Annotated in this window: 15 protein-coding genes and 1 tRNA gene; 15 read left to right on the top strand and 1 reads right to left on the bottom strand. The window is 45.3% G+C overall.

Going from position 1 to position 18,069, the window contains the following annotated elements; all coding sequences use genetic code 11:
* The first annotated feature begins 121 nt into the window (after positions 1-121).
* The 13 genes from ACX1CU_RS17695 to ACX1CU_RS17635 all read left to right on the top strand — a co-directional run bounded on the left by ACX1CU_RS17695 (position 122) and on the right by ACX1CU_RS17635 (position 12,858).
* A tRNA-Arg gene (locus ACX1CU_RS17695) sits at positions 122-198 on the top strand.
* Positions 199-372: 174 nt separating this feature from the next.
* Entirely contained in the window at positions 373-1,605 is a 1,233-nt protein-coding gene (locus tag ACX1CU_RS17690; protein WP_459399557.1) for a tyrosine-type recombinase/integrase, read from the top strand.
* A gap of 473 nt (positions 1,606-2,078) precedes the next feature.
* Positions 2,079-2,402, top strand: coding sequence for a PapB/FocB family fimbrial expression transcriptional regulator (locus tag ACX1CU_RS17685; RefSeq protein ID WP_459399556.1), 324 nt, complete (start codon positions 2,079-2,081; stop codon positions 2,400-2,402).
* Positions 2,403-2,712: 310 nt separating this feature from the next.
* Positions 2,713-3,378, top strand: coding sequence for a DUF3313 domain-containing protein (locus tag ACX1CU_RS17680; protein WP_459399555.1), 666 nt, complete (start codon positions 2,713-2,715; stop codon positions 3,376-3,378).
* A gap of 122 nt (positions 3,379-3,500) precedes the next feature.
* Entirely contained in the window at positions 3,501-4,217 is a 717-nt protein-coding gene (locus ACX1CU_RS17675) for a helix-turn-helix transcriptional regulator (protein ID WP_459399554.1), read from the top strand.
* A 552-nt stretch (positions 4,218-4,769) separates the two neighbouring features.
* Complete coding sequence (locus ACX1CU_RS17670) at positions 4,770-5,495, top strand: hypothetical protein (RefSeq protein WP_459399553.1); 726 nt, start codon at positions 4,770-4,772, stop codon at positions 5,493-5,495.
* Positions 5,496-5,525: 30 nt separating this feature from the next.
* On the top strand, positions 5,526-5,831 hold the full coding sequence (locus ACX1CU_RS17665) for a PapB/FocB family fimbrial expression transcriptional regulator (protein WP_459399552.1): 306 nt from the start codon (positions 5,526-5,528) through the stop codon (positions 5,829-5,831).
* A gap of 387 nt (positions 5,832-6,218) precedes the next feature.
* Positions 6,219-6,740, top strand: a complete 522-nt coding sequence (locus ACX1CU_RS17660; protein ID WP_459399551.1) for a fimbrial protein — start codon at positions 6,219-6,221, stop codon at positions 6,738-6,740.
* Positions 6,741-6,837: 97 nt separating this feature from the next.
* Entirely contained in the window at positions 6,838-9,315 is a 2,478-nt protein-coding gene (pefC, locus tag ACX1CU_RS17655) for a PefC/AfrB family outer membrane usher protein (protein ID WP_459399550.1), read from the top strand.
* A complete protein-coding gene (locus tag ACX1CU_RS17650; protein WP_459399549.1) occupies positions 9,308-10,006 on the top strand; it encodes a fimbrial chaperone in 699 nt (232 codons plus the stop codon). The genes pefC and ACX1CU_RS17650 overlap by 8 nt, the downstream gene beginning before the upstream one ends.
* A 21-nt stretch (positions 10,007-10,027) precedes the next feature.
* The gene (locus tag ACX1CU_RS17645; protein ID WP_459399548.1) at positions 10,028-10,573 is read left to right on the top strand and encodes a hypothetical protein; all 546 of its coding nucleotides are present in this window, start codon (positions 10,028-10,030) and stop codon (positions 10,571-10,573) included.
* Between the two features lie 230 nt (positions 10,574-10,803).
* Positions 10,804-11,982, top strand: coding sequence for a hypothetical protein (locus ACX1CU_RS17640; protein WP_459399547.1), 1,179 nt, complete (start codon positions 10,804-10,806; stop codon positions 11,980-11,982).
* Between the two features lie 171 nt (positions 11,983-12,153).
* Positions 12,154-12,858 (top strand): helix-turn-helix transcriptional regulator, encoded by a 705-nt coding sequence (locus tag ACX1CU_RS17635; protein ID WP_459399546.1) that lies wholly within the window; start codon positions 12,154-12,156, stop codon positions 12,856-12,858.
* A gap of 207 nt (positions 12,859-13,065) precedes the next feature.
* On the opposite strand, the gene ACX1CU_RS17630 is transcribed toward ACX1CU_RS17635, so the two are convergent.
* Positions 13,066-14,013 carry a LysR family transcriptional regulator gene (locus ACX1CU_RS17630; RefSeq protein ID WP_459399545.1) on the bottom strand — a complete coding sequence of 316 codons (948 nt, stop codon included), beginning with the start codon at positions 14,011-14,013 and terminating at the stop codon, positions 13,066-13,068.
* Positions 14,014-16,472: 2,459 nt separating this feature from the next.
* Between ACX1CU_RS17630 and fimA the strand changes: the two genes are divergently transcribed.
* Positions 16,473-17,024 carry a type 1 fimbrial major subunit FimA gene (gene fimA / locus ACX1CU_RS17625; protein ID WP_459399544.1) on the top strand — a complete coding sequence of 184 codons (552 nt, stop codon included), beginning with the start codon at positions 16,473-16,475 and terminating at the stop codon, positions 17,022-17,024.
* 334 nt (positions 17,025-17,358) lie between these two features.
* The gene (gene fimC / locus ACX1CU_RS17620) at positions 17,359-18,066 is read left to right on the top strand and encodes a type 1 fimbria chaperone FimC (protein WP_459399543.1); all 708 of its coding nucleotides are present in this window, start codon (positions 17,359-17,361) and stop codon (positions 18,064-18,066) included.
* Positions 18,067-18,069: the final 3 nt, after the last annotated feature.

The raw sequence follows: 18,069 nt of genomic DNA, 5'->3' as shown, positions 1-18,069 counted from the left end.
TGTGCGAAAAATCACCATAAAGCACGCCAGCCACTGCCACATCATGAAAAGGCATTGACTCGCTAACCTCTGACCGTATAATCCAACTCCGCAACCTCGGTTGCCGCATCCGCATCTCAATGCGCCCTTAGCTCAGTTGGATAGAGCAACGGCCTTCTAAGCCGTAGGTCACAGGTTCGAGCCCTGTAGGGCGTACCATTTTGAAGTAAACCAGCCTCTACTGAATTCTCCTTTTATCCTTTATACTCCCTGAAATTACTGGATTTTTCTGTCACGAGCTCTATCGAGGTCAACTCAGTTATACCCAAATCAAGTGGTGACTGGGGGCCTTTGAGGGGGCTCATCTCGTTCAATGGAAATTAGGGGCCCCCTATGCCACTAAATGCACGACAGATAGAGACCGCAAAACCCAAAGAGAAAGAGTACAAGCTTACCGATGGTGGAGGGCTGTACTTGTTAGTAAAACCCAACGGCGCGAAATACTGGCGTTTGAAGTACCGTGTTTTGGGTAAAGAGAAAAAGCTTTCTATTGGTGTCTACCCTGATATCTCTCTGGCTGATGCTCGCTTGAAGCGAGAAGAAGCTCGTAAAGTGATCGCTTTAGGCGGAGATCCGGGGGAAGAGAAGAAAGCTGAAAAATTGGCTCAAAAGGCTAATGTCGAAAATACCTTTAAAGCTATTGCTCTGGAATGGCATGAATACAAACGCCCTAACTGGTCGAAAGGCTATGCCGAAGATCTGATGGAAGCGTTCGAGAATGATATTTTCCCTGATATAGGTAAGCGCCCGATTGCTGAGATCAAACCGCTCGAAGTGCTCAGTTCGCTGCGTAAACTCGAAAAGCGGGGGGTACTCGATAAACTGCGTAAAATTCGCCAAGCCTGCAATCAGGTATTTCGCTATGCCATTGTCACCGGTAGAGCTGAGACTAACCCAGCCTCTGAACTGGCAAGCGCTTTGACTACGCCTAAGTCTATCCACTATCCCCACCTGCTGGCCGATGAACTTCCCAATTTCTTGCAAGCCCTTGCCGCGTATTCTGGTAGCCCCATAACCCGACTGGCAACGCGTATTTTGATGCTGACTGGGGTGCGCACTATCGAACTGCACCGGGCCGAATGGAGAGAGTTTGATTTTGACAAGCGAGTTTGGGAAGTGCCGGTAGAAAGGATGAAGATGCGCCGTCCGCATCTGGTCCCCTTATCCGACCAAGTTGTGGTGGCACTCCGTGAGATTCAGGCAATAACAGGCCGTTATAACCTGATATTTTCTGGGCGTAACGACATCACCAAGCCAATGAGCGAAGCGAGTATCAACCAGGTTCTGAAACGGATTGGTTATCATGGGAAGGCTACGGGGCACGGCTTTAGGCACACGATGAGTACTATCCTGCACGAACAAGGCTATAACACGGCTTGGATCGAGTTACAGCTTGCTCATGTGGATAAGAACACCATTCGTGGCACGTATAATCATGCACAGTATCTGGAGCAACGCCGAGACATGTTGCAGTGGTATGGGGATTATGTGGATGGTTTGGAGAAGCAGGGGATTGGGGACGTTGTTGAGCTTCGTAAGAAGGGGGAATTTGTGGGGCTGGTTTGACTAGGCCTTCCCAATACTATGTAAATGGATTTAAATTTTAAAGATCAATAAATTATGATGAATTTATCAACGGCAGTTACAACCGATAAAATTTATGTAATGACTAGTGTAAGTTAATTTGGTCAATGCAAATCAACCATCGCCGGCGAGGGCGCCTGCCCCTGATTTTGTATGCTGGAGATGATCCGTCGTCTGCCGGGATGAAGTTCATCCAACCAGCGATTCAGCTTTACAATCAGACTGCCTCATTGCGTTAAATATGTTTTTTCACTGCAGAATAAAATTTATATTTATTTATATAAGAACGATATTTATTTTAACTGACTGTATTAATTTGATTTTTTATTTCCATGCTAATTACTTCAAGGCAGCACATTGAAAGTACAGTTCATATGTAATATTTTTAACTTACAAAGTAATTGTGAGTCTGATTTTATATCACTCTGATTTTTGAAATTGAAAAGAGGTATACAATGTCTGTTTGTTGTGGGACATCAAAAAACACATTAAACATAGAGTCTTCTGCTTTAATGATCCCTGGTCAGGTTAGTTCCAGTCATTTTCGTTTACTGACAGATATCTATGTTATCCACAGTAAGCGAATGCTTCATGCACTGGAGGCTCATCTTGTACATGGAAAAAAACGTCGTGAAGCCTGTGAAATATCTGGTGCTACACAAAGCTATTTCTCAGTTAAGGTTAGAGAGTTACAGCGTATCCATCAGAAAATCTTTAAAATGTGTGTGCAATGTTACCCTACGGTGCCTGATAATGACGAGTGCCGGAGTGGTAATTAGAAAATTGATTGTTAGTATACGCCTTTTATTGGTAAGAATTCGGTGATTTTTATTATTCATCACCCTAGTATTATGCATTTATAAATGTAGGGGTGATAAGGGCTTTTGACATTTCTTCATAAGTATTAATAGGTCGTAAATTTAGCGGTTTTTTGTGAAATAGCGAAGAGAAAAACGACTAGAAACCCCAATAGAATACGAATTATCCACATTAAAATCTATCAGTAACATATGTAATACACTGTGTAAGGCGGCGCGCTGACTATTTTTCTTGACCGTCATATAACAATAAAATTGGACATCATTGATAATGAAGAACACATTTCATATTCTTGTGACTTTTTTTCTGGCATCTGTACTCTCTGGATGCGCAGGAAAATATACAGAACCAGATCGATACTCTGGTTTTCTAAAAGATTACAGTCAAATGCAGCCCGAAAAATCAGCATCAGGTGTTCCCGTTCTTCGCTGGATGTCATCTGATTTTAAAAAAAGCGATTATGATTCTGTTTATATTCTCCCGATTAGTTTCTGGCCGGATATTCCTGTTTTAGAACAGGCACAAAAAGATAAACTTCAGGCAATCCTGGATTATACCAATACCAAGCTTCGTCAAACGCTGGAAGTCAGTGTCTCCGTTGCTGATAAACCGGGTCCACGAACCTTAACGCTTCGCTCTGTCATTACGGCGGTTGATTTGCAAAAGCAGGGACTGAAAGTGTGGGAAGTCATGCCGGTTTCAGTGCTGATGGCTGGTACGCAGTATGTTACCGGTTACCGGACATTGGATGTCATATTCTATTTCGAAGTTGAGGTGAGTGATTCACTGACTCATAAGCCTCTCATTACGGCTATACGACGGAGTCAGTCTGCGACTATCAGCAATTCGCATAAACAATTGAGCGTCGAAGAGGTGAAAGAGACGATAGATGAACTGGTAAATGATTTATCTCTTTACGGCAGGAGTCAACCGTAAGTATCACCTCAGCGCTGTTATCAACAGACCAAGTGTCATGTTCTTTGGGCGGTGGTTTGTACTCTGTAAATACAAAACCCTTTGGCTGCGGCTGATGTAATCACTTGACGAGCGAGTAAGAAATGAAAAATGTTGTCCTTCTGTGTGAGTGTAATTTTACCCGCACAGCGCTAGAAACACTGCTGAAACCGGAAGCCCGAATTTTCAGCACTGCAGATGTTGAGCAGTGTCGGCTACATCTGTCGCGTTCAGTGGACGGTGAGATTGACTTGATTATCCTGTCAATAGACAGCCTCAAGGTCGATACTCTGATGAGCCTGACCACCTTGATACGGAACAGTCACCCCTCTTGCCGGGTGCTGATAAACCCCGGTTCAACCACTATTTCACTGCTGCGTTTTTACCTCAATTGCTTGAATACCCATGTTGGGATGATTGATTTCACCCAGTCAGTACAGGCGCTGCAAGAGGACATTGGGCAGGTAATGCAGGGTAAGAAGGTATTATCAACCAGAGCGCTTTTCTGCGGGGAATTACTGAGTTGGCGTGAACGCACCGTTCTGCAGAGGCTGATAAAAGAACTTAAGGCGTATGACATTGCCAAGAGTTTGTCGCTGAACGTCAAGACCATCAGTCATTACAAGCGTGCTGGATTGCGCAAGTTGGGTGCCCGTAACATTCAGGATCTGCTAATACCTGCGACTTGTCGCTCCCCAAGCATCAGTGGCTCGGTGAAGTTACACAACATTACCGACGCCCAGATGTATCAAAATCATACGATAAGGTGCCACCGGTGCGGCACTGACTGTGTTGCAGCACCAGTGGCTGTTAACTTTTAGCAGTACATGCGCATACACCCACTATATGTCTGTTAGATACATGTCAACGCCAGCACCAGGTAGTCGCATGGGGAGATGTTAATGTTGACAAGGAGAATACTTGTCCTATTTACAGGAAGGGACACTATTATTAAGAAAGAGTCTGAATTTTGTAAATCCTCTGCACAACTTCACCTTTTTAAGGTGAGTGGAAAATCCAATGTGGTTGATATTATTTTTCTTTCGAATGCTTTTTGTTGTGTTTTTTCTCTATGCAATAACTATATGTATTTATTGTGTTTTACAATTAAATTTCAATACAATTTAATTGTAATTAGTAGCTTTAAATATATGAGTTTCTAAGAATTTATAATTACATTATAAATTAGAGAATCATGCTAATTATCTGAAGCAAAATTAATCTTTTCGCTTGTGTTTTTTTTCGTGCATAAGTAAAGTGAATCGATAGGATTAAAAAATATTGTTTTTTGGATTATTTATAGGGTACTACTATTGCCCGCAATCAAAGCAGGGGAATCCATCCAGTGTCAGTACATATGGAAAATCTGCATTATGGGTAGAGAGGGAAAATTTAAAAACATTATCATATACGCGGAAAATACAGTTATTGGCACTGCGCTTGAATATTTATGTCAACCACAATCAGGTTGTAATGTGCATGTCACTCAGACTTGTAGCGCCTCGACATTATTCGAGGCTCTATCTATGAGAAGAATGGATTTAATTATTATTGATGGCGCGCCGAGATGTCATTTTAGTCTTATTTTACAGCTGCGCGCCAAATGGCCAGTATTACCGTTAATGGTGACGCAGCATTATTTTTTATTTTCAGACAGAATGATGCAGGAGTATTTTGGACATCTAATTCTTAAGGAGTATAACGCCTTGTTGGCTGGCTTTCCCAATATATCAGCCGCGGAACACGCCGGTGGTGCATTTGCGGGATCGGAATGGGCTGGATGTCAAAGAACCTCATTAGTAGAAATATCACCAGAGGTGGTTCTGATTGAGCTTAATCAGTGGCTGCGCCAGCGACTTGCTGCTGTAGTAACCTCCCCAAAGGCGAGGGCTGTTGCTATAGACTTGTTATCCCGAGGCTATACGCCAGCAGAGGCAGGAAAGTTAATAGGACGAAGCCACAAGGTCATCTATCACCATCGCCAAGTGATAAAAAAAGTTCTGGGATTGGATAACCTTGCAATGGAACTAATACCTTCGCTGACCTTCAGTGACGTCTATAACGTTACAAGCAGCATGGTTGGTAGTGAATTAACATAGACAGGTTTCGTTATTATTAAGGGCAGATAAATGTGTGCAGTACACAATAACAGTCAATTACCCAGAGCGCTGATTCCGGGAAAAGTAGCGCAGAGATACTTCCTGCTTCTAGCTGCCGTCTGTACCCTGCGTGGTAAGAATATGCGGAACGCTCTTGAGGATGTTTTTGTTAATGGTCTTTCGCGTCAGGAGGCTTGTGAAAAACATGGCGTATCACAGAGTTATTTTTCGGTGAAATACCACCATATGCAGACGGTAAGTCGAACTATCGCAATGATGTATTCATCTGAGTTGCTGAATGATACTGCAAATCAGGAAGAAAGTGATACCGTCTGAAGGGTAAAAAAGCTGAATTTCATCAAGGGGTCTCAACAAATGGAATCTAATTCTAATGGGTGGTTTATTGATTGTTTCATACGCTAAAAATAAAACTGGAATAAAAATAAAGCAGAGGCTGCTACAAAGGTGGGAAATAAAAACTGATCATCAGGTTATTGCTGCTCAGTGGATTTTATTGTTTTCTGAATGAGGTATATGCTGCCATCAGGTAGTGGGTATGGGTTGTTTTGGTATTTAACCTGCCTTTTAAATCTCAAGTAAATTAACTAATTTAAGCAATCCACATTAAAAGAAAAGATGTGCGGTTGTATATCAGTACCCCGTAAATAAATGTAGTGCCGCAATATCTTTTAATCGTCATTTATTAACTAGTAAGGGAACAAAATGAATAAATTATTGGCCGTTTCTGCTTTTGCTCTAGCTGTTACGTCTTATGCTGCTGTGGCAGCTAATGGAGATGTGCAGTTTCTGGGTGTAGTCACCGACACCACCTGTGACATTTTGCCAATTGTTGGTGGCGGTACCGTGAATAATTTGGTGCAACTGGGAACTGTGGGCACCAACGCCACGGGTATCGACGTGCCATTTGCTCTGAAGGCTGATATGAACCAGAGCGGTTGCCAGAATCTGACGGCCGCCAGCACGGCGACTATCGGCTGGAATGGTGCGTTTGATATCAATGGGCTTAAGGCCCAGTCCGGTGTTGCTGCGGATGCCTGGGCGTCAATTGATACGGTCAACGCCAGTATCACGCCAGTTCAAGGGATCAATAGTACCAATCTGTCTGCTGATTTTACTGGTGATGTGCTGACGACGACGGGCGCGATGTTCAAGGCCACCTTGCACGGCGGTGCCACTGCGGGTGACTACAGATCTGTTGCCGCTTTCGTTGTGGCTTATAACTAAGAAGCCTGTTGGCCAGCCGGTACTGATGGCTGGCCATTTCGGTGATTCAGGTTCCTGAGTGGCAACCGGTCTCTCTTTTCTCTGAAGGCTGATTAGTGTGAACATCAGACTACAACATTCTGCACCGTCATTGCTTACGCTGAGCATCTTCTCTTCCTTGGGATATGCCACCGAAATCAACACTGAATTCATGCAAGGCATGACAGAAATCCCTTCTATCCTGAGGGATGGGGTCAGATATCCTGCAGGACAGTATTATGTTGACGTGATATTGAATGGCTCCCGCACGGCCCGCATGGCTTTGACAGTGAGCACAGATGATGAAAATACCAATCATCTGTGTCTTACTCCCGAGTGGCTGCAAAGCGCCAGCATCTTCTTCCGGCCCGAAGCCTATGCAAAGACTTTTGATAAGGTCCGCGGCTGCTACGTACTTAGCCGTAAGGAAAACACCCGAATTAATTTTGACCTTGGTGCCCAGACGCTGGAATTTGGTATTCCCCAGGCTTGGCTGCTGGAGAAGAACGATGCTGCCCGCTGGGACTACGGTATTAATGGCCTGCGTTTCACCTACAATGGCAACTTTAACAAGAATATCCAAAACGACAATACCGATTACAGTGGTAATCGAAGCCTTAATGCCTTTGGCAGTCTGAAAACCAGCCTGAACGTAGGGGGGTGGATATTGTCCAGCGATATTAACGCTACGCGAAGTACTTGGGGCACCCAAGTCAATTCTAACAACCTAACCCTGTCAACGGCCATTAGTCAGATTAAGGGGGATCTGCTGTTGGGGCGTTCACAAACCCGCACAGAGCTGTTCTCTGACTTTGGCTTTTACGGCGCAGCCATTCGCTCCAACAGTAGCATGCGCGCCTGGCAAACCCGTGGATATGCTCCGCTCATTACCGGAGTGGCAGCGAGTACTGAGCGTATTACGGTTAAGCAGGGTGGATACACCATTTATTCCCGCGTCGTACCGCCGGGGCCATGGAAGTTGGATGACATCACCTCCATCAGTAACGGCAATCTGGTGGTGACCGTTGAGAATAATAGCGGGCACAAAACCATCACCGAATACCCGGTTGCGACTCTACCGTCCCTACTGCGTTCAGGGGATTACAATTATAACGTGGCTGTAGGACAGCGTAATGACAGCAACCGGATTGAGAATGCGTTCTCCTCCGGTAACGGCACCTTTGTGCTGACCAGTCTCGACCGGGGGCTGCCATCGGGAACGCTCAACATGGCGACTCTTTTGCACAACCATTACCAGGCTGTAGGTCTCGGTTTCACCAAACCTCTGGGTGAATGGGGGGCTCTGTCAGCCAACCTGAACACCTCGCGGGCGAAGTACGATGATGGCTCAATGCGGCAAGGGGTGAGTACCACCCTGAAGTACGCGAAAAGCTTCAGCAACAATACGGATATTCAACTGCTCACCTATCGCTACCAGAGCTCTGGTTACACCGAGTTTGCAAACTGGGGGCCGAAGGCGCCATACCGACGCAAAATCGATCTTACGGATAATCAGAATGCCGCATACCGTTATGTCTATTTCGACGGGCAAGAGAAAGCACGCTATGAGGCACGAATTAACCAGCGCTTCGACAACGTCTGGTTAAGCGGATCTCTCTGGCAGCAGACCTACTGGAACCGCGATCGGGATGCATTTGGTACAGGCCTGTCGGCAAGTACCACAGTACTGGAGGGGATCTCGCTTTTCCTGAACGCCAACTGGTCACGTAATGTCTGGTCCACACAGGACGACTACTCGACTTCGCTGGGGGTAAGTATCCCGTTCTCCTTCAGGGGGACCCGCTATTACGCCAGTAATACAGTGAGTTACAACCGCTACAACGGTAACTCGTTCAACACCAGCGCTTCGGCGACGGTGAATAATCGTCTTAACTACAGCGTGAGCGCTGGGATGGATGGGAAGCATCACAACACGGCAAGTGCCTCTGCGAGCTACGCCTTTGAACGTATGCAGACCAACCTGGCCGTGTCGCAGAACCCTAGTATCACGACTTTGTCTGGCAACTTATCGGGAGCGGCTATCGTTACCGCCGAGAGCGGTTTGCTGTTGACGAAAGAATCAACGGAGACCGTGGCCATACTGAAAATTAAGGATATCCCAGGGGTGACCTTCGGCGGCACATCCCTGCCAACCAATAGCAGCGGTAGTACGGTGATGTATCTGTCTGCCTATAACCCGACCACTATCAGTATTAACCCAGAGAATATACCGGACAGTACTGAGTTGCTAAACACCTCGTACGACGTGGTGCCTACAGAGCGCGCCATTATCTATCGTGAGTTTGATTACCAAAAAGTACAGCGATACATCCTGCGTGTACGTGATGCACAGGGAAACATTATGACTGGTGGTAGCGCCACCACGGAGCAGGGACTGGATGCCGGTTTCATCACTAACAATGGCGTGTTGCTGATGAACCTGCTATCTGCGCCGAAAACTATCTCTGTCAGTCGGACTGACGGAAAAACATGCAGCTTTGACGCTTCCGGTCTGAAAGGCGGGGCAATTACAGTTCAGGAAATTCGTTGTGAATAGAAAAAAGATATTACTGAATGCCACACTGCTGGCGATACTGACCACCGCTGCTGTGCCCCCTGTGATAGCGGCCTTTGTCCTTAACGGGACCCGATTCATTTATGAAGAAGGCAAGAAAAACATCTCGCTGGAGGTGACCAACAACGCAAAGGGTACCTGGGGCGGTCAGGTATGGGTAGATAATACCAACCAGAACCAAGCAGATGTTTTCATAGTGCCCTCTCCACCGGTGTTTAAGGTGGATGCAGGGAGAAAGCAGGTAGTGCGCTTGATGAATGTCAACCCGGCCCTTCCTACTGACCGGGAATCACTGTTCTGGCTGAACGTTCAGGAATTACCGCCGAAACCGAAACAGGTTGATGGCAGCACCATTGCGATAGCCATGAACACGCGAGTGAAGTTGATTTACCGGCCTAATGCCCTGACCGAAGGGCGTAAAGATGCCGAGAAGAAGCTGATCAAGCTGCGCCGGGATGGTGGGGTTTGGTTGAAGAACCCGACACCCTACTGGTTTGCGGTGACGGGACTGAAACTGAACGGTAAAGAGGTGACGATACCGAAAGCGAAGCATCAGGGGCTTGCCCAGTTGCCGCCGTTCAGTGAGGCAGACACTGGCCTACGCGGCGATGGGCAACTGACCGTGCAGGCAATCAACGACTGGGGTGGAGCGCAAGACTATGACATCCAGTAACACTGCGTTGAGAAAAATATCATGAAAAGCAGATGGTTATATACCGCGCTGCTGGCAGTGACGACATTGAGCACCGCCATGATAGAGAGTGCTGATGCATCAAGTGACACCACTACGGTCACAGTGACTGCAACCTTCGCAGCCCCGCCGTGCACGGTAGATATCGATGGTACAGACAGCAAAATGATCCCCCTCGGCGTACTGCATCTGGGAACTCAGGCCATTACTCCATTTAACCTGAACATCACCTGTAGCTACACCCGCACATCATCTGTCTATGCGGAAGTCGTTACCGGGGGGGTGAACACGACCACGCCCACTGCCGTGAACATGGTTAATGACGGCGACCCAGGTAATATGGGGAGCCCGGTGCTTCTAACCCTTTCTACAGCGGACAAACCTGCCGGAATACTTTACGGCATCGGTGGTGCAACCGATAGTGCGCAGCAGTTCTGCTCAGGAGAAGACTCGCGTATCTGCACGGTGACACCGACTACCATCGTCAATATTGGCACTAAGCCCGGTAACGTTGCGGCCGCGATCCGCTTCACCATGGTTAACCCATAAGCAATAGTCGCCTTTAGCCCAGCAGCAAAAAAACAGCTTTATGCTGATGAGGTGCAGCGGTGGCTCAGCACAAGGCATCACATGTGCTTAACGGAGCAACGGTTAACCACATTGCAAGATATCTGGGAGTGAAATTAAAAGAGGGTTCCCGTGCACATCCGGGGAAAGGTGATGAGAGATTTAATAATTCATATTTCATTGACAAGAAATAGAAAAACAAGGCAAATAATATGTTCGGATTTATAATCATAACAGGCAGTGTCATAAATGATTTTATGTTCTGCATTTCGCGTGGCCTAAGAGGGACGTTATTGAGTAATAGGCAGAACACCAAAAGCAAAAAAATAATCACCACAAATAGTTACTGGTGTTTTAGCATTATTCTCTTGTTGTTGGGTATAACCCCAGCGGGAATTGCATCAACGCCCTGGACGTATCAATGTTCAATTGAGAGCAATACATCAACATATACATCTGCAATATATAACGCGGCAGATCCAACACACTTTGATTTCCGGCTATTGGGTAACACTAGGGAAATGACCGCAACGGACGATCAACAGCTCGGTAGCGATGCTCTGCTCAAAAATATTAAAGCACTGAAGAGCAACCTTTATGATCTGACTCTAGTTCAATTCCGCAATACCGCCGCAACAGCAACTGTCTATGGGGCTGCACTTTATGAGGATAAACATACTTTCACTGGGGACGGGGTTCAGCCTCCTGAATTAACCGATCCTAATTTGATTAATTATATTCTGAACTGTAACGGAAACGCCCAATGCATCACTATTTTGACACCGGTGAACGGCACGATGAGTTTTCAGATAAATAATCAGCTCTCTTTCAATTCAACATTTTCATCGCCGCAGTTTTCCCGATCTCTCAATCTGCCTGAAGGCCCGAAAAACGAATACCTACCACATGCCATTACCTTCACGGAGACGCTGCTGACGATTGGATACGGTATCTCCAGCCCCGTCGGAATCAATCTTGGCGCGGGAAGCTATTACCCTGCTCCCTCCCAAGTATTCCCCTTCAGGATTACCTGCACTAGAGAGGCTACGCCACTCATCATCACACTCAATGACGGCAACCCTGTCATAAATTTTGGCACCGTATTTCTTCGACAGGATCCCGTGGTCCGCCCGCTGACCTGGAGAGCATCGGGAAGCGGGCAGGCTGATATCTGGACCTTAACCTACGACAGCCCAACAAAAACAGGCGGTACCCTGCTACTGGGGGACGTCATGATCACTATCCAAGATGAATCCGGAAACATCATCCCTTTAGGGTCACCAATCACCATAAAGGGAACAAGCGGTGAACACTCTTTGAGTCTGGATCCAAAGACTGAAGTGACGGGTCTGAAGAGCACAAATCTTACTGTAACCCTGACAGCCAACTGACAGACACCATAAATCAACATGCTGTGCGAGATGCTACCCGTGTTTGGCAATTCTGCCGAACGGTTACGCAGCATGAATCTGTTGCCTGCCTTTAAGGCGTGATGACCAGTAAAGTCCTCCCCCTTGATCAGAGTAACAAGTGATGTATAGCCACTGACAAGCGAGCAAGAAATGAAAAATGTTGTCATTCTGTGCGAGTGTAGTTTTACCCGCACAGCGCTGGAGACGCTGCTGAAACCGGAAGCCCAGGTTGTCAGCACAGCTGATATTGAGCAGTGCCGGTTGCATCTTTCGCGTTCTCTGGACGGTGAAGTTGGCTTGATTATTTTGTCAGTAAGCCATGATAGGATCGATGCCCTACTGCGGCTGGCCACCTTGATACGTTGCTCTCACCCCTCTTGCCAGGTGCTGATGGAAGTCGGTTCGGCCAGTATCCCACTGCTGCGTTTTTACCTCAACTGCTTGAATGCCCATGTTGGGCTGTTAAATTTTACCCAGTCTGTACTGATGTTACAGGGGATTCTTGGGCAGGTGATCCGCAGGGAGAAGGTGTTATCAACCAGAGAGATTATCTCTGGGGAACTGCTGAGCCTGCGTGAGCGCAGTGTTCTTCAGGGTTTGATCAAAGAGCTCAAGGCGCATGACATTGCCAAGAGTTTATCGCTGAACGTCAAGACCATCAGTCATTACAAGCGTGCTGGATTGCGCAAATTGGGTGCCCGTAACATTCAGGATCTGCTAATACCGGCGATTTGCCACTCCCCATGCATCGCTGGCGTAGTGAAGCTAGACGATATTACCGACGCCCTGTCGTTTCAGAATACCACCGCAGGATGCTCGGAAAATAATATTAATGAGTGGAGCTATCAGGACTAAGTGTTTCAACGGGTAGATGAGATAGGTATCGACGAAATATCGGGCATGTTCAGCTACAGGGCGAATATGCCCACTATGGTGTCGTCAAGGATTGCAGGGAAATGAGCCCCTGGTCATATACATCATGGAGGTAATGTTATCTCTGTACTCATTCAGCGGTGTATCTGCCCCCCAGAACTCACGTCCATTTTTAGCCGCATGGGCTAATTACACCCGGTTTACATCTTGCTCAATATGCCGCCGAAGGCTTTCGAGCACCCCATCAAGTACATACTGAACACGCCATGGTTGGTACTCACGTTTACGAAAGATGGCTATCAAATCCAACCTCCATTCATGCGTGTGGTTAAAACAAGGTAATAAAACTCCCTGCTGAACATACTTTTGAATATTCCCTCTTGGTGCTAAAACGATTCCCAGATTATTTCGTGCAAGTTCAAGTGCATTTTGCGAGTTATCGCAGACATAATTTCCCGTAACTCTGAACTCATGAATTTCATCTGAGTCATGGGGATAGAATTTCCAGATATTGGCATCATCAATCATCATTGAGTCGATAAGAATACAGGAGTGATTCACCAGTTCTTCTGGGCTATTGATTGGATGTTTTTTTAAGTATTCCTGTGTTGCAAATGCGGTGACAGCATATTTAGTTAAATAACTCGCAACCAAACTCTCATCTTTTGGTAGAGTATTTGTGATTAAAATATCGCAGTCATCTGGAAACTCACTACCTTCAAAAAACTCATGGCGACTTAGATTGTATGTTTTTAGATGAATGTGAATGTCACCGATATCCTTTATTTCATGAATAACACTTTTGGAAAGGTAAGAAATAACCCCGGTTGGCCCATAGATAGTCACGCGCCCACGTTTTTCATGCTTATAATCGGAAATAAAATTAGCGAGTTCCCCATTCTTTTCCAAGGTTGCATTAACGTAAGGAACAAGAGCTTCGCCAAACTGAGTAAGAGCCAGATATCGAGTGGTGCGTTCAAAGACTTTTAAACCTATGCGAGCTTCGAAGTCAGAGAGGTGCTTGCTGACATTTGCCTGAGCGATTCCCATCAATGTAGCCGTGCCTCCAATACTGCGAGTTTCCGCGATGACAGAAATAATTTTTAAATCTCTAAGTTTAAGCTGTAGTTTGTTCATTATTTCTGGTTACTCTATAAGGTTGAGTTTAATATTGCATGACTATAGTGTTTCATTAGCGAGTGTTGAATTATTTTCTAGCGTAAACTCTCTAGGTAAAACAATGGAAAATTACTTATTGCTGATTATTAGCCTGTTATGAGAGCGTATTTAATTATAGTAAAATAAAATGAAAGTGCAAAATTCAATCAAGATTTCTACTTAATTTTTAAAAATAGCATTATGAGTAATGATTTTATAAATAATGTAAAATCCTAATGGCACTTACGGAAATACTGGAGAAAATCATCAAGGGTAACTCGTCTACTGTGAAGGGAAACTGGATTCAGCTAACACCAAAGATACTATTTGTATAGTTTGCTAGCACGTTTAGATGGCAGAGGTGAATCTCGCTGATAATGTCAGCCGTCTTTTTTGCTGCCGAACTGCATCATGGCTCCAGCAATGGAGAGGAGATACTCCCTAAACAATCCGCGTCCTTGGTAATGTGTAAAAAGAAAAGGTGAGGTAAAGCTCAGCCCTCGACGGGTCGAGTATTTATGTCATTGTGATAACAGCTTCCCGGCTGTCGATGTAATCGGCATACCACTGCATCATTTCCCGCTGTTGATGGGTAAGATCATATCACGCCACTATTGTAATGCCATTATTTTTCAAATGGTTATGTGATTATAAAACCTGCCTGATTTTCTCCTCGTGTCATATCTGTGTCGCCACTAACTAAAAGTGCATCAGTTTTCCGCGCATGCTCAATTAGATGATTAGGAGCTATACCTGAATTGCCATCCCATTCCACAATAGCTACTGGTGAGCCTAAAACCCCCACTAGCGTTTGCAATATGCCGGGGAATCTCCAGTTCATCCTCATGCCCCACAGATTTTTGTACAGAACCTAAAGACTGAAAAACTGATCTTTGCCCCGGGCTTTAGCTACGTAAAGAGCTTTATCGGCATGTGTCAGTAGTACGTTAGACGGGGGTAGTCGGCCAAATGTATGAACTGAAAAACCGATGCTTATAGTCAGGTATCCTGTGCTGGAGGCGGAGTGCGGTAACCGCCTGTTTAAGAATTTCAATCTTCATACAAAGTCCGTTAGTGGGATCGAAGGGAGAACGCTGTTCGTAAGCAACGCAACATCAAGAGATCAGACGCGATCAAATTAATTTTACAAGTGTAGTCGCTGAAAAAGAACCATGTCCGTTTTTTGACATTGTTACAAATTGGAGCCAGAACGGGGTCGTTCCTGTCAAAAAGTGAGAGCCTGGATCCCCAGCGAGGGTTGCCGCGCCAGTCCTTTATGCAATGCTAAAGCCCGGCGTAGGTTGTAATGCCGTTCACTTACCTTCTGGGGAAAAGTTAAGGCTCTGTCTGAGACAGTGACAGTCAGCCCTGACAGTTGCCTGGGCAATCAAATTTCAATATAAACAATGGATTATTTTCGTGGCGTGTTTTTTACATCACTGGTTTTCACCTCCTCCCTTTACCGAATAAATGATTAATAATCCCATTGAATTTTAATTTATCAGATAATAATGCCATGCTAATTTATTTTTTTAATATAAAAAATTAATATGTAATAAAAAATCAGAACTTAACTGGGGGTAATAAATCTTAAAAATAGTAAGAATAGCCTTATGTGATTTAAAAGAAAAAAATGCATCCCGTTGAATAATAATGTAATTATATTAAATTAGTAAGAATTTGACAACATTGACACTAAGAAGTCATCGCAGGTAATATTTGTTCCAAGTTAACAAGCAATGACTACCTAGACATTAACAATAAGATTAAGCTCATCGTATGTTATTATTGCCTGATAAATATGCCGTAATAAATGGTACGGTTTAACCTAATATGGATATAAATATTTAACAATAATGTCACTTCTACGGTAACAGTGTTATCCAATCCTGTTAAACCAAGCCGTGGCCGAGCAGAAGACTATTTATGATGTTGTATGTTAATACTTTCATGTAAAAAATATTCAGTGGCCTGCATTGGGCTGCCGACATTGTTGCGCACTGATTTTATTGTTATTTAATAAATGTGCTATTTACCCTTTAGTGAGGCTAAGAAAACGTTTAAACCTATTACTGCCAGATCGTGAAAAATACACTGTCGAACAGACCGATGCGATAACGCAGCGGAGCACCATCTATATCTGTCATATTTCAAGTTGCCTGCGTTAGTTCGCCCAGTGACATAGTTATGCTAATGGGTACTCAAATTTGCCGCCTTAATGCAACTAAAATTATTAAACGTGTAGATTAAGTCAGCGTGTTTGCTGTGTTTAGATTTTTTTTAGTATTTATAAATAATCATTCAAGGATGAATGGTTGTTACCGGCTTATATGGTTTTTCCTGAGGGTAAATCTATATAAGACTTAAAGGATTTGATAGTTCCGGTCAGGGATCGACTGGTTAATTATCTTAACTGTCGTTAATTTAAGGATGTTTTAATGAAACTCAATACAATCGCTTCTTCTCTGGTTGCTACCCTCGTTCTGGCAAGCAGTGCCGCTTTCGCTGCTCCAGTTACCGTACCTGGTGGCGTAGTTCACTTCCAGGGTTCACTGGTAAACGCAGCTTGCGCAGTCAGCACCGAATCTGCTGACCAGATCGTTAAACTGGGCCAGTACCGTACCGCCGCTTTCACTGCTGTTGGTGACGTTTCTGCTAACACCCCGTTTAACATCGTTCTGAACGACTGTGATACCAAAGTTTCAACTAACGCTTCCGTTGCATTCTCTGGTGCTGCTACTGCTGGCAACCCAAATCTGTTGGCGGTGGCTTCTTCAACCAACACCACCACGGCAACTGGCGTAGGTATTGAAATTCTGGACCGCACTTCTACTGCTCTGACGCCAAACGGTACAAGCTTCTCTGCGGCACAGACGCTGATCAACGGTACCAACACCCTGCCATTCGTTGCGCGTTATAAAGCAACGGCAGCTGCAACTACCGCGGGTCAGGCGAATGCTGACGCGACCTTCATCATGCAGTACAACTAATCACTGACTGCTAGCTATTCACGGATGATTATAGCCTCATGGATGAGGCTGTTTCTTTAATACTGACAAGACAATGACGAAATAAGGACGTATTACGCATTGTTGTTCATTCTCAGAGAATTAACGATGACGGGGGGCGTAATTATACACCCGCAGAGATGACTGTTTTAATAGATTGCATAAGCAGTCGTGAACAATTTTAAACGCCTCTGGTCTTCTCACTTTCCATTGTTTTTTCGGAATGGTCAAACTTGTAAATACCCTCTCTGACGGTGGATGTACGTCGATTTATTTCTTTATTGTTTTAATGGAAAATACAAGGGTAACCATCGTTATGAATAAGATTTTTAAATGTACGATAGCTATCGCCATGTCTTTAGCTATGGTGCTGCCGATGACAGCCTTCAGTGCCAAAGGGACCGGTGGTATCGCCTTGGGCGCAACGCGCGTCATTTACCCCGCCTTGGCCAAGCAGACCTCGATAGCACTGAATAACTCGGATGCAAAAAACCGTTATTTGGTTAACGCCTGGGTTGAAAACATCAACGGTCAGAAGGAAAAGACCTTTGTCGTCACTCCTCCACTGTTTGTCAGTGAACCGAAGAGTGAAAACACGTTACGTATTATTTACGCCGGGCCGCCGTTGCCGAATGACCGCGAGACGGTTTTCTGGTTGAACGTAAAATCTATCCCATCGGTGGATAAACAAAGTATCGAAGGGAAGAACGTCCTTCAGTTGGCGATCCTGTCGCGTATCAAGCTGTTTGTTCGCCCGGAAAGCCTGCCTATTCAGCCGGAAGAAGCGCTTAAACACGTGCGGTTTAAGCTGTCTGGTGGAACGCTGAATATCACTAACCCATCACCGTATTACATCTCTATGGTCAACCTGACTGTCGGTGGCAAGAAGCTGGCTAACACCATGGTCCCGCCAATGGACAGTGCGCAGGCGGTGGTTCCAGCCGGTGCTTCAGGCAGCATTTCGTTCCAGGCCGTCAATGATTACGGCTCACTGACACCGCTGCAGAATGGTGTCACGCAATAAAGA

The sequence above is a fragment of the Serratia sp. D1N4 genome (genome assembly GCF_054552755.1).
The sequence above is the reverse complement of the archived record's forward strand: the minus strand, read 5'-3'. Positions and strand labels throughout refer to the sequence as shown.

Coding starts and splice junctions, on each gene's coding strand:
- ACX1CU_RS17690 (WP_459399557.1), top strand. CDS start 373: ATGCCACTAAATGCACGACAGATAGAGACCGCAAAACCCAAAGAGAAA.
- ACX1CU_RS17685 (WP_459399556.1), top strand. CDS start 2,079: ATGTCTGTTTGTTGTGGGACATCAAAAAACACATTAAACATAGAGTCT.
- ACX1CU_RS17680 (WP_459399555.1), top strand. CDS start 2,713: ATGAAGAACACATTTCATATTCTTGTGACTTTTTTTCTGGCATCTGTA.
- ACX1CU_RS17675 (WP_459399554.1), top strand. CDS start 3,501: ATGAAAAATGTTGTCCTTCTGTGTGAGTGTAATTTTACCCGCACAGCG.
- ACX1CU_RS17670 (WP_459399553.1), top strand. CDS start 4,770: ATGGGTAGAGAGGGAAAATTTAAAAACATTATCATATACGCGGAAAAT.
- ACX1CU_RS17665 (WP_459399552.1), top strand. CDS start 5,526: ATGTGTGCAGTACACAATAACAGTCAATTACCCAGAGCGCTGATTCCG.
- ACX1CU_RS17660 (WP_459399551.1), top strand. CDS start 6,219: ATGAATAAATTATTGGCCGTTTCTGCTTTTGCTCTAGCTGTTACGTCT.
- ACX1CU_RS17645 (WP_459399548.1), top strand. CDS start 10,028: ATGAAAAGCAGATGGTTATATACCGCGCTGCTGGCAGTGACGACATTG.
- ACX1CU_RS17640 (WP_459399547.1), top strand. CDS start 10,804: ATGTTCGGATTTATAATCATAACAGGCAGTGTCATAAATGATTTTATG.
- ACX1CU_RS17635 (WP_459399546.1), top strand. CDS start 12,154: ATGAAAAATGTTGTCATTCTGTGCGAGTGTAGTTTTACCCGCACAGCG.
- ACX1CU_RS17630 (WP_459399545.1), bottom strand. CDS start 14,013: ATGAACAAACTACAGCTTAAACTTAGAGATTTAAAAATTATTTCTGTC.
- fimA (WP_459399544.1), top strand. CDS start 16,473: ATGAAACTCAATACAATCGCTTCTTCTCTGGTTGCTACCCTCGTTCTG.
- fimC (WP_459399543.1), top strand. CDS start 17,359: ATGAATAAGATTTTTAAATGTACGATAGCTATCGCCATGTCTTTAGCT.